Annotated in this window: 11 protein-coding genes; 2 read left to right on the top strand and 9 right to left on the bottom strand. The window is 62.9% G+C overall.

Features of this window, described 5'->3' with window-relative positions:
* Positions 1–43: 43 nt before the first annotated feature.
* Genes ntrC through dusB form a run of 3 tightly spaced genes read right to left on the bottom strand, consistent with a single transcriptional unit; the run spans position 44 to position 3686 of the window.
* The gene (gene ntrC, locus NKJ06_RS21890; RefSeq protein WP_352634499.1) at positions 44–1504 is read right to left on the bottom strand and encodes a nitrogen regulation protein NR(I); all 1461 of its coding nucleotides are present in this window, start codon (positions 1502–1504) and stop codon (positions 44–46) included.
* The gene (locus NKJ06_RS21885; RefSeq protein WP_352634497.1) at positions 1501–2643 is read right to left on the bottom strand and encodes a two-component system sensor histidine kinase NtrB; all 1143 of its coding nucleotides are present in this window, start codon (positions 2641–2643) and stop codon (positions 1501–1503) included. Before NKJ06_RS21885 ends, ntrC begins: the two co-directional genes overlap by 4 nt.
* A complete protein-coding gene (gene dusB, locus NKJ06_RS21880) occupies positions 2640–3686 on the bottom strand; it encodes a tRNA dihydrouridine synthase DusB (protein WP_352634495.1) in 1047 nt (348 codons plus the stop codon). Before dusB ends, NKJ06_RS21885 begins: the two co-directional genes overlap by 4 nt.
* Positions 3687–3930: 244 nt before the next feature.
* Between dusB and NKJ06_RS21875 the strand changes: the two genes are divergently transcribed.
* Both NKJ06_RS21875 and NKJ06_RS21870 read left to right on the top strand, forming a co-directional pair.
* Complete coding sequence (locus NKJ06_RS21875; protein ID WP_352634493.1) at positions 3931–5160, top strand: bifunctional 2-C-methyl-D-erythritol 4-phosphate cytidylyltransferase/2-C-methyl-D-erythritol 2,4-cyclodiphosphate synthase; 1230 nt, start codon at positions 3931–3933, stop codon at positions 5158–5160.
* A complete protein-coding gene (locus NKJ06_RS21870; protein ID WP_352634491.1) occupies positions 5157–5639 on the top strand; it encodes a CinA family protein in 483 nt (160 codons plus the stop codon). Before NKJ06_RS21875 ends, NKJ06_RS21870 begins: the two co-directional genes overlap by 4 nt.
* Before the next feature lie 2 nt (positions 5640–5641).
* On the opposite strand, the gene NKJ06_RS21865 is transcribed toward NKJ06_RS21870, so the two are convergent.
* The 6 genes from NKJ06_RS21865 to NKJ06_RS21840 form a co-directional block, all read right to left on the bottom strand.
* Entirely contained in the window at positions 5642–6100 is a 459-nt protein-coding gene (locus tag NKJ06_RS21865) for a type II toxin-antitoxin system RatA family toxin (RefSeq protein WP_352634489.1), read from the bottom strand.
* A gap of 12 nt (positions 6101–6112) precedes the next feature.
* Positions 6113–7078: a lipoyl synthase gene (lipA, locus tag NKJ06_RS21860; RefSeq protein ID WP_352634486.1), complete on the bottom strand. Its 966-nt coding sequence runs from the start codon at positions 7076–7078 to the stop codon at positions 6113–6115.
* 138 nt (positions 7079–7216) lie between these two features.
* Positions 7217–7474: a GlsB/YeaQ/YmgE family stress response membrane protein gene (locus NKJ06_RS21855; RefSeq protein WP_183452659.1), complete on the bottom strand. Its 258-nt coding sequence runs from the start codon at positions 7472–7474 to the stop codon at positions 7217–7219.
* Between the two features lie 89 nt (positions 7475–7563).
* Positions 7564–9027, bottom strand: coding sequence for a dihydrolipoyl dehydrogenase (gene lpdA, locus NKJ06_RS21850; protein WP_352810583.1), 1464 nt, complete (start codon positions 9025–9027; stop codon positions 7564–7566).
* Positions 9028–9043: 16 nt separating this feature from the next.
* On the bottom strand, positions 9044–9679 hold the full coding sequence (locus NKJ06_RS21845) for an SGNH/GDSL hydrolase family protein (protein WP_352810582.1): 636 nt from the start codon (positions 9677–9679) through the stop codon (positions 9044–9046).
* Between the two features lie 78 nt (positions 9680–9757).
* Positions 9758–10795: 2-oxo acid dehydrogenase subunit E2 (locus tag NKJ06_RS21840; RefSeq protein WP_352810581.1), on the bottom strand; the 1038-nt coding region annotated here is incomplete at its 5' end.

The raw sequence follows: 10795 nt of genomic DNA, 5'->3' as shown, positions 1-10795 counted from the left end.
TTTCGCGAGCCGGTCCCCTGAAAAAACCGGGCTCAGATCAGGCTCAGCCCTGCCGCGACGATTTGTAGACGTTGACGCCGAGTTCGCGAATCTTCTTGCGCAGCGTGTTGCGGTTCAAGCCCAGCAATTCCGCGGCCTTGATCTGGTTGCCGCGGGTTGCCGTCATCGAGGCCAGGACCAGCGGATATTCGACCTCGGCCAGAATGCGCTGGTAGAGGCCGGCGGGCGGCAATTCGCCGGCAAAGGATGCAAAATAGCGCTGCAGGAAATGCTCGGCCGCCTGGCCGATCGACAGGTCGTCGGGAATGAGGTTGCCGCCGCCCGGCACCACCGGACGTTCGCCGGTCTTGAGTTCCGCCTCGATGATCTCGGCGGAAATCTCGTCTTGCGAATAGAGCGCAGCAAGCCTGCGAACGAGGTTTTCCAGTTCGCGCACATTGCCCGGCCACGGATAGCGCTTCATCAGTTCGATGCCGCCTGATGAGATGCGCTTGGTCTGCAGGCCTTCCATCTCGCCGAGCTTGAAGAAGTGGCGGACGAGGTCCGGCACGTCCTCGGAGCGCTCGCGCAGCGCCGGCAGCCGGAGCGGCACGACGTTGAGGCGATAGAAAAGATCCTCACGGAAAAGCCCCTGGTTGATCAGCGTGCGCAGATCCTTGTTGGTGGCGGCGACGATGCGCACGTCGGTCTTGATCGGCGTGCGTCCGCCGACCGTCGTGTATTCGCCCTGCTGCAGGACGCGCAGCAGGCGCGTCTGCGCCTCCATCGGCATGTCGCCGATTTCGTCAAGGAACAGCGTGCCGCCCTCGGCCTGCTCGAAGCGGCCGGTGGAGCGGTTCTGCGCGCCGGTGAAGGCACCCTTCTCGTGGCCGAACAGTTCCGATTCGATCAGATCGCGCGGGATCGCCGCCATGTTGATGGCAACGAACGGCCCGCCGCGACGGCGGCCATATTCATGCAGCGCGCGCGCCACCAGTTCCTTGCCGGTGCCGGATTCGCCCGAGATCATCACCGTCAGGTCGGTCTGCATCATGCGCGCCAGCATGCGGTAGATGTCCTGCATGGCGGCCGAGCGGCCGACCAGCGGCATTGCATCGGGCTGTTCTTCCGGCCGCGCATCGATCTTCGGCCGCCGCGGCTCGGAAAGCGCGCGGTTGACGATGTTGAGAAGTTCGGTCAGGTCGAACGGCTTCGGCAGGTATTCGTAGGCGCCGGTCTCGGATGCGCGGATCGCCGTCATGAAGGTGTTCTGGGCGCTCATGACGATAACCGGCAGTTCCGGCCGCGCCTTCTTGATGCGCGGCAGCATATCGAAGGCGTTTTCATCGGGCATGACCACATCGGTGATGACCAGATCGCCCTCGCCCGCCGCCACCCAGCGCCACAAAGTCGAAGCGTTGGAGGTGACGCGCACCTCGTGGCCGACGCGCGACAGCGCCTGGTTGAGGACGGTGCGGATCGCCGCATCGTCGTCGGCGACGAGAATATTGCCGCGAACGGTCATTTGCGATCTCCTTCGCCTTCGTCGTCGGCGCCGTATGGCGCCTCTTTCCAGGCCGGCATCAGGATGCGGAATGTGGTCCCGCGCGGTGTCGATTCGCATTCGATGATGCCGCCATGCTCGCCGACGATCTTGGCGACCAGCGCCAGCCCCAGCCCCGAGCCGTTCGGCTTGGTGGTGATGAACGGGTCGAACAGGATCGGCAAAATATCTTCCGAGACGCCGGAGCCATTGTCGCGCACACAGAACTCCAGCGGCAGCGAGACGCGATCCTGCGTGCCCGGAACGGAAACGCGGATGCCCGGCCGGAAGGCGGTCGACAACACGATCTCGCCCTGCGGGTCGCTGCCGATCGCCTCGGCGGCATTCTTGACCAGGTTCAGGAACACCTGAATGAGCTGATCGCGGTTGGCAAAAACCGGAGGCAGTGAAGGATCATAATCCTCCATTATCTTGATTCTCTTGGCAAAACCGTTCTTGGCGATTGCCTTCACATGGTCGAGCACGACATGGATGTTGACGGGGTAGCGATCGATCGGCCGTTCGTCGGAAAACACCTCCATGCGGTCAACCAGCGAGACGATGCGGTCGGTCTCGTCGGTGATCAGCCGCGTCAGCGCGCGATCCTCGTCGGAAGCCGACAGTTCGAGCAACTGGGCAGCGCCCCGGATGCCGGAGAGCGGGTTCTTGATCTCATGGGCAAGCATCGCCGCCAGACCGGTGACCGAGCGTGCCGCACCCCGATGCGTCATCTGCCGGTCGATCTTGTCGGCCATCGACCGTTCCTGGAACATCACCACGACGGAGCCCGGATATTCCGGCACCGGTGCCACGTAGAGGTCGACGACCTTCTCGATGCCGAGACGCGGCGACGACACGTCGACCCGGTATTCGTTGACGGGAGCCCGACGCTCGCGCACCTGGTCCACCAGCGTCAGCAGCGGGCTGCCGAAGGGAATGAGCTTGGACAGCGTGTTGCGCGCCAGCATCGTCGCGCTCGAGCGAAAAAAGTCTTCCGCGTCGGCGTTGGCAAAGGTGATGAACCCTTCCTCGCTGATCATGATCACCGGGCGACGGATAGTGTTGAGCACGATCTGGGCGGCATCCGCCATTTCAACGCCCTGGCCAGCGACGGCGTTCATGCGGCACTCCGCAGGTTCAAGGGTTGCGGGTCGCGCGAAAACACATCGCGCAGCAAGGCAATGACGCGCGCAGGCTCGAATGCCGTCAATATGGCCTTCCGGCTGTCGTCAGCGACATCGCCGGCGTGACGATCGAGGTACCAGCCAAGATGCTTGCGCGCCTGGCGCAGGCCGCTCTCGACGCCGTAGAGCGCCAGCATGTCCTCATAGTGAGAGACGATGTAAGCGGCCAACGCTTGCCGACTTTCGGGCATGCCTGGCACAGCCTCGCCCAATGCGGCCGCCGCGATGCTGCCTGCGACCCAAGGCGCGCCGTAATGCACACGGCCAACCATCACGGCGTCGGCGCCGGATTGGTCGAGAATAGCAGCGGCTTCCTCTGGCGAAGAAACATCGCCATTGGCGACGACCGGGATGGACACAGCTTCCTTGACGCGGGCAATGGCGCGCCAGTCGGCCTTGCCCTGATAGAACTGGCAGCGCGTGCGGCCGTGCACGGTCACCATTTTGACGCCGGCCTGCTCGGCGCGGCGCGCCAGCATCGGCGCGTTGAGCGCGCCTTCGTCCCAGCCGAGCCGCATCTTGACCGTCACCGGCACATCGACCGCGCCGACAACGGCGTCGATCAGCGACAGCGCATGGTCGAGATCCAGCATCAATGCCGAGCCGGCATAACCGCCAGTGACCTTCTTGGCCGGGCAACCCATGTTGATGTCGATGATGTCGGCGCCCTCGCCGGCGGCTAACCTGGCGCCTTCGGCCATGTGCACCGCCTCGCGGCCGGCTAGCTGGACCATATGGACCGGCAGGCCGGAGTGGCGTATGCGCAGGTTGAAACCGGCCCTGCCCTTGGCAAGCTCGCCGCTGGCCACCATTTCGGACACGACCAGGCCCGCGCCATGCGCGTGGGCGCGCTGCCGGAACGGCTCGTCTGTAATCCCCGACATCGGCGCGAGGAACACGCGATTGCGGATTCTCACACCGCCGACATCAAGCGGCCCTGCCAATTTGGTCAAGTCAGGCGATTTGGTCAAGTTAACCATGCACAAAAACCAAGCATGTTCATTCGTTGCACATTCTCTAGCCAGAACTGCGGCAATGTGCAACGCGGAATGACGCCACATTAAGGCGCAATTGGGAAAATGCTGGCCTTCGGCTTTGGCCGCGACCAAAGCGCCGCGCGTCCCTTGGGACGCGCAAAGGACGCTTTGGAATTTCATACTTAGCGCACGATCTTTCCGAAAACCGATTACACTTTTCGGGATCGTGCGCTAGGACCAACCGAGCATGACTGACGCAAGTGAAAATCACGTTTCGAGTGCGGATGGCAAGATCGCGGTGGTGATCGTTGCGGCCGGCCGCGGCGCGCGCGCCGGGCAGGCCAATGGACCGAAGCAATATCAACACATTGGCGGCTATGCCGTCATCGCACACACGCTGGAAATTTTTCTGGCTCACCCGCGAACCAGCGAGGTCGTTGTCGCCATCCATGCCGACGACCACGAGCTGTTCCTGCAGGCGGCGGGCCCCGACGCCGAGCGTGTCACCGCTATCATTGGTGGGGCAACCAGGCAGGAGTCCGTCCGGCTCGGGCTGCTTGCATTGAGAGGCCACGCGCCGGCCCAGGTTCTGATCCACGACGCCGTCCGTCCGTTCGTCGACGCGGACCTAATCGACCGCACGATCGCCGCCATCGGCGAGCGCGAGGGAGCGTTGCCCGCTTTGCCCGTCGCCGACACGCTGAAGCGTGAGTCGGCCTCCGGCGTGGTTAGCGAAACCGTTTCCCGCAGCGGGCTTCACGCGGCCCAAACGCCACAGGGCTTTCCGTTCTGGCCCATCCTTGCCGCGCACGAGAAAGCCCATCATCTGGGAAAAACAGATTTCACCGACGACGCCGCGATCGCCGAATGGGCGCATATTCCGGTAAAGATCGTTCCGGGCTCGCCCGACAATGTCAAACTCACCTGGGCACGGGATATTGCGATGGCGGACCAGCGGCTTTCCGGCGAACGCGTGCGCTTTCCCGACATACGTACCGGCAATGGCTACGACGTCCATGCCTTCGAACCCGGCGACCATGTCACCCTGTGCGGCGTCGCCATTGCTCATGACAAGAAACTGTCCGGCCATTCCGACGCCGATGTCGGCCTGCACGCCTTGACCGACGCGCTGTTGGCGACTTGCGGCGCCGGCGACATCGGCACCCATTTTCCGCCGTCCGACCCACAGTGGAAAGGCGCTGCGTCCAAGATATTCGTCGAGCATGCGGCAAGACTGGTGCGCGAGCGCGGCGGCCGCATCGCCAATGCCGATATCACGCTGATCTGCGAGGCGCCGCGCGTCGGCCCGCATCGCGAGGCGATGACCGCGGCCCTGTCGCAGATGCTGGCAATTTCACCGGACCGCATCTCGATCAAGGCGACAACCAATGAAAAACTCGGCTTTGTCGGGCGCGAGGAAGGCATAGCCGCGATTGCCACCGCCAGCGTGGTGTTTCCCGGCGAGGTGCCGGAATGAGCAACACCGATCTGGCAAATGCCCTGCTGCAAGCCTGCCAGAAGCGCGGCATCATGCTGGCAACGGCGGAAAGCTGCACCGGCGGCATGATCATCGCCGCGCTCACCGACATTGCCGGTTCTTCCACTGTGGTCGATCGCGGCTTCATCACCTATTCCAACGAAGCCAAGATGGACATGCTCGGTGTTTTAGCCGTCACGCTCGAGGCGCATGGCGCGGTTTCCCGCGAGACGGCGATCGAAATGGCGAAAGGCGCGCTTGCCCGTTCGCGCGCCGGCCTGACCCTGGCGGTCACCGGCGTTGCCGGGCCCGGCGGCGGCTCCGTGGAAAAACCTGTCGGCCTGGTCTGGTTCGGCGTCGCCCTCGACGGCCACACCGTGACCGCCGAACACAGGCTGTTTGCCGACAAAGGTCGCGATTTCATCCGCCGTGAAACGGTCCGGCACGCGTTGGAGCTGGGTCTGCGCGCGCTTGGATAGAGTCAGGCCGAGGGTGCTGCACCATAGATAACGTCGGCGCGTTTCTCGAAAGCCTCGGCGAACATGCGGAAGGCCCGATCGAACATGGTTCCCATCACCGCGCCGAGAATCCTGCTCTTGAACTCGTAGTCGATGAAGAAGCGGACGGCGCAGCCAGTGCCGTCGGGCTCGAAACGCCAGACATTGCTCAGATATTTGAACGGGCCATCGATGTACTTCACGTCGATGGCGTTCTCGTCGGGTTTCAGCAGCACCTGCGTGGTGAAGGTTTCGCGGATCGCCTTGTAGCCGATGCTCATGTCGGCGAGGAGCACGGTGCGCCCATCACGCTCCTTGCGCGAGCGAACTGTCAGCGCCTCGCAAAGCGGCAGGAATTGCGGATAGGCCTCGATGTCGGCAACCAGCGCAAACATCTGTTGCGGAGTGTGGGATACGCGACGTGTGGCTTCGAATTTTGGCATGAAATCAGCTGGTTAAGCTGATTTCTTGAGAAGCGCTTCCCGCGCCGCGCGCAGCCGGGCGAAATCGTCGCCGGCGTGATGCGACGAGCGCGTCAGCGGGCTCGACGCCACTAGCAGGAAACCCTTGGTCCGGCCGATCGTCTCGAAGGACTTGAACTCCTCCGGCGTGACGAAGCGGATCACCGGATGGTGCTTCTTCGACGGCTGCAGATACTGGCCGATGGTCATGAAGTCGACATTGGCCGAACGCAGATCGTCCATCAGCTGCAGGATTTCGTTCCGCTCTTCGCCGAGACCCACCATAATGCCGGACTTGGTGAAGATCGACGGGTCGAGTTCCTTGACGCGCTGCAGCAGCCGGATCGAATGGAAATAGCGGGCACCCGGACGAACTGTCAGATAGTTCGACGGCACTGTCTCCAGATTGTGGTTGAAGACGTCGGGCTTGGCCGCCACGACGATCTCCAGCGCGCCATCCTTGCGCAGGAAGTCGGGCGTCAGGATTTCGATCGTCGTCGAAGGCGTCGAGGCCCGGATGGCGCGGATGACCTCGGCGAAATGCTGCGCACCGCCATCGGCGAGATCGTCGCGGTCGACCGAGGTGATGACGACATGGGTCAGGCCCATCTGCTTGACGGCGTGGGCGACGCGGGCCGGCTCATCGGGATCAAGTGCTGTCGGAATTCCGGTAGCGACGTTGCAGAACGCGCAAGCGCGTGTGCAGATCTCGCCCATGATCATGAAGGTGGCGTGCTTCTTTTCCCAGCACTCGCCAATGTTGGGGCAGCCGGCCTCTTCGCAGACCGTCACCAGCTTGTTCGACTTCACGATCTCGCGCGTTTCGGCGTAGCCCTTCGACATCGGCGCCTTGACGCGGATCCAGTCGGGCTTGCGCAGCACGTCCTGGTCCGGCTTGTGCGCCTTTTCCGGATGCCGCAAGCGGGGTGCGTTGGCGATCGTATCGAGGACAGTGACCATCGGGAAACCTGGTTCGTTCGCGACCGCCAGTCAGGCGTTCGCTGTCATGACGTCATCTAAGACTTTTCGGCGCAAAGAAAAAGGCCGCGACGGTGCATGCCGCAACAGCCTTTTTCGCATAGCAGATCTTCAGCGATGTTAACGGCGCACCAGACGCCCTGCCCAGATCAGCAGGCAGGCGCCGATGAAGCCGGTTATCAGATAGGCCGTCCAGCCGACGCCGAACGGGCCGAAATTGAGTGCCTGAAGGATGGCGTTCAGCACGACCGCGCCGACGATGCCCATAACAATGTTCATAAGGATGCCGGTGTTGCTCTTCATGACCATCTCGGCGAACCAGCCCGCCAGACCGCCGATGATGATGGCTGCAATCCAGCCGACGCCATTCAAGTGCATATGCCTTCTCCTTATGTGATGGGTGAAAATGCATCCGCAAACGAAGTACCTTGCCGCCGGGTTCCATTGGTTCCAGCACGTCTAATTTATCACGCGTTCAGCGCGCGGCCATAGGCGTCGAGCACGCTTTCCTTCATCATCTCCGACAGCGTCGGATGTGGGAAGATGGTGTGCATCAGCTCTTCCTCGGTCGTTTCGAGGTTCATCGCCACGACAAAGCCCTGGATCAGTTCGGTCACTTCGGCGCCGACCATGTGCGCGCCTAGCAACTGACCGGTCTTCTTGTCGAAGATGGTCTTGATGAAGCCCTGGTCCTCACCGAGCGCGATGGCCTTGCCATTGGCGGCGAACTGGAAGCGCCCGACCCGGATATCCTTGCCCTCTGCCTTGGCCTTCGCCTCCGTCAGCCCGACGGAGGCGACCTGCGGATTGCAGTAGGTGCAGCCTGGAATCTTGAGCTTGTCGGTGGCATGCACGCCGGGGAAATTGGCGATCTTTTCGACGCACACCACGCCCTCATGCTCGGCCTTGTGGGCGAGCATAGGCGGGCCGGCGACATCGCCGATGGCGTAGACGCCGGGCACATTGGTCTTGCCGTAACCGTCGACGACGATGCAGCCGCGCTCAGTCTTCACGCCGAGCGTTTCAAGCCCGAGATTCTCGATGTTGCCCTGCACGCCGACGGCCGAGATCATGCGGTCGGCGGTGATCTTCTCGACCTTGCCGTCCTTAATCTCGACATGCGCGGTGACCGAGTTGGCACCCTTCTCGACCTTGGTCACCTTGGCTTCAAGGATGATCTTCATGCCTTGCTTCTCGAACTGCTTTTGCGCGAATTTCGAGACCTCGGCGTCCTCGACCGGCATCACCGCCGGCAGCAATTCGACAACGGTCACATCGGCACCCATGGTGCGGTAGAAGGAGGCGAATTCGATGCCGATGGCGCCCGAGCCCATCACCAACAGCGACTTCGGCATCTCCTTCGGCACCATGGCTTCGAAATAGGTCCAGATCAGCTTGCCGTCCGGCTCGATGCCGGGCAGCGCGCGCGGCCGCGCACCTGTCGCCAGGATGATGTGCTTGGCGGTATAGGTGCCCTCGCCCTTGACGCCTTTCGGCACCGGCGGCTGCGGCTCCATCGGCTTCTTGGCTGGCTTGGACACGACGATCTCACCCAATTTATCGCCGGAAGGAGCCTTGGAGAGCTTGGCCTCGCCCCAGATGACGTCGACCTTGTTCTTCTTCATCAGAAAGGCAACGCCGCCATTGAGCCGCAGCGAGACTTTCCGCGAACGGTCGACCACGGCCGACGTGTCGACGCTGACCTTGCCGTCTAGCTTCAGTCCGTAATCCTTCAGATGATCCGAATAATGCATGATCTCGGCCGAGCGCAGCAGCGCCTTGGTCGGGATGCAGCCCCAGTTGAGGCAGATGCCGCCGAGATGCTCGCGCTCGACGATCGCCGTCTTGAAGCCAAGCTGCGCGGAACGCACCGCCGTGACATAGCCGCCGGGGCCGGAGCCGATGATGATGACGTCATAGTTCTCAGCCACGGTTTTTCTCCTTGAATCACAGTTCCAGCATGACGCGCACGAGCGGCGTCAGCGCCTTGCCAATGTTTCGCGTGTTTTCGGCGTCGAGGTGAACACCGTCGAGTGGGGTGGTTTGCGCCACCGTGCCGGCGTCAAAAAAGCCGCAGCCGGCTTCATCGGCGAGAGCGGCATAGAGCGGCGCCAGCCGGGCCGAAGCGTCGTCGCCGCCGGCAAACATTTCCTTGAATTCGGCATTGTCGGTGCGGCTGACCGCGGGCGGCGAAACGATCAGAATCTGCGGCGCCGGCCAGTCGAACGGGTAGTCGTGACCGCGCACGATGTCGATCAACCGCTCGATGCCTCGCTTGGCCGCGACCGGATTACCGTGGATCCAGGGCTTCATGTCATTGGCGCCGAGCATGAAGACGATCAGGTCGATCGGCGCGTGTGTCGTCAGGACCGTCGGCAGCACCCGTGCACCGTTTCGATCGGCACCAGCCAGATGGTCGTCGAACGCCGTGGTGCGGCCATTGAGGCCTTCGGCAATGACTTCGACACCACCACCGAGTATGGCCCGCAGCACGCTCGGCCAGCGGTCTTCCAGCGCATGGCGGCCGCCTTCGGCATTGTAGCCCCAGGTCAGCGAGTCGCCGTAGCAAAGAACCGTTTTCATGCGCCCACCTGTGCCTTGATCAAACCGCGCCTCAACCGCAAGCGCACGAACAGCCAGTGAACCAGCACGGTGGCCAGGTTAGACCAGCATGCCCATCGGATTCTCGATCAGCCGCTTGAAGGCGACCAGCAATTCGGCACCAAGCGCGCCGTCAACGGCGCGATGGTCGGTCGACAATGTCACCGACATCACGGTGGCGATTTTGATCTCGCCATTCTTGACCACCGCCCGCTCCTCGCCGGCGCCGACCGCCAGGATGGTGGCATGCGGCGGGTTGATGACGGCGGCAAAATCCTTGATGCCGAACATGCCGAGGTTGGACACCGCCGTGGTGCCGCCCTGATACTCTTCCGGCTTCAGTTTGCGGCTACGCGCACGGCTGGCCAGATCCTTCATCTCGTTGGAGATGGTGGAGAGTGTCTTTTCGTCCGCATGCCGAATGATCGGCGTGATCAGACCTCCAGGGATCGAGACGGCAACGCCGACATCGGCATGCTTGTGCTTGACCATGGCGCTTTCGGTCCATGACGCATTGGCATCCGGCACCGCCTTCAGCGCCATCGCCATCGCCTTGATCACCATGTCGTTGACCGACAGCTTGTAGGCGGGCGCTTCACCTTTCTCGGTTTTCTTCACCGGGGCTGCGGCGTTGATCTGCGTGCGCAGCGCAAGCAGTGCATCGAGTTCGCAGTCGAGCGTCAGGTAGAAATGCGGGATGGTGGTTTTGGCCTCGACCAGACGGCGCGCGATGGTCTTGCGCATGTTGTCATGCGGGACGAGATCGTAGGAGCCTTGCTCGAACAGTTTCAGCACCTGATCGTCCGACATCGCTTTCACCGCAGGTGCAGCAGCCGGCGCGCCGGCGGGCGCGGCCTTGGCGGCAGGCGCCTTGGCGCCGCCACCGGCAATCGCCGCGTCGACATCGGCCTTTACCACACGGCCATGCGGGCCGGTGCCGGTCACGGCGGACACATCGACGCCGGCCTCCTTGGCGATACGGCGTGCGAGCGGCGAGGCGAAGGTACGCTCGCCCGACGGTTGGCTGATCTCCCCCCTTGTGGGGGAGATGGCCGGCCGGCCAGAGGGGGGCGCGATAGGCTGAGCCGCAGGCGGGGC

The organism is Mesorhizobium sp. M0293, assembly GCF_040321735.1.
Taxonomy (GTDB): Bacteria; Pseudomonadota; Alphaproteobacteria; order Rhizobiales; family Rhizobiaceae; genus Mesorhizobium.
The sequence above is the reverse complement of the archived record's forward strand: the minus strand, read 5'-3'. Positions and strand labels throughout refer to the sequence as shown.

Coding starts and splice junctions, on each gene's coding strand:
- ntrC (WP_352634499.1), bottom strand. CDS start 1,504: ATGACCGTTCGCGGCAATATTCTCGTCGCCGACGACGATGCGGCGATC.
- NKJ06_RS21885 (WP_352634497.1), bottom strand. CDS start 2,643: ATGAACGCCGTCGCTGGCCAGGGCGTTGAAATGGCGGATGCCGCCCAG.
- dusB (WP_352634495.1), bottom strand. CDS start 3,686: ATGGTTAACTTGACCAAATCGCCTGACTTGACCAAATTGGCAGGGCCG.
- NKJ06_RS21875 (WP_352634493.1), top strand. CDS start 3,931: ATGACTGACGCAAGTGAAAATCACGTTTCGAGTGCGGATGGCAAGATC.
- NKJ06_RS21870 (WP_352634491.1), top strand. CDS start 5,157: ATGAGCAACACCGATCTGGCAAATGCCCTGCTGCAAGCCTGCCAGAAG.
- NKJ06_RS21865 (WP_352634489.1), bottom strand. CDS start 6,100: ATGCCAAAATTCGAAGCCACACGTCGCGTATCCCACACTCCGCAACAG.
- lipA (WP_352634486.1), bottom strand. CDS start 7,078: ATGGTCACTGTCCTCGATACGATCGCCAACGCACCCCGCTTGCGGCAT.
- NKJ06_RS21855 (WP_183452659.1), bottom strand. CDS start 7,474: ATGCACTTGAATGGCGTCGGCTGGATTGCAGCCATCATCATCGGCGGT.
- NKJ06_RS21845 (WP_352810582.1), bottom strand. CDS start 9,679: ATGAAAACGGTTCTTTGCTACGGCGACTCGCTGACCTGGGGCTACAAT.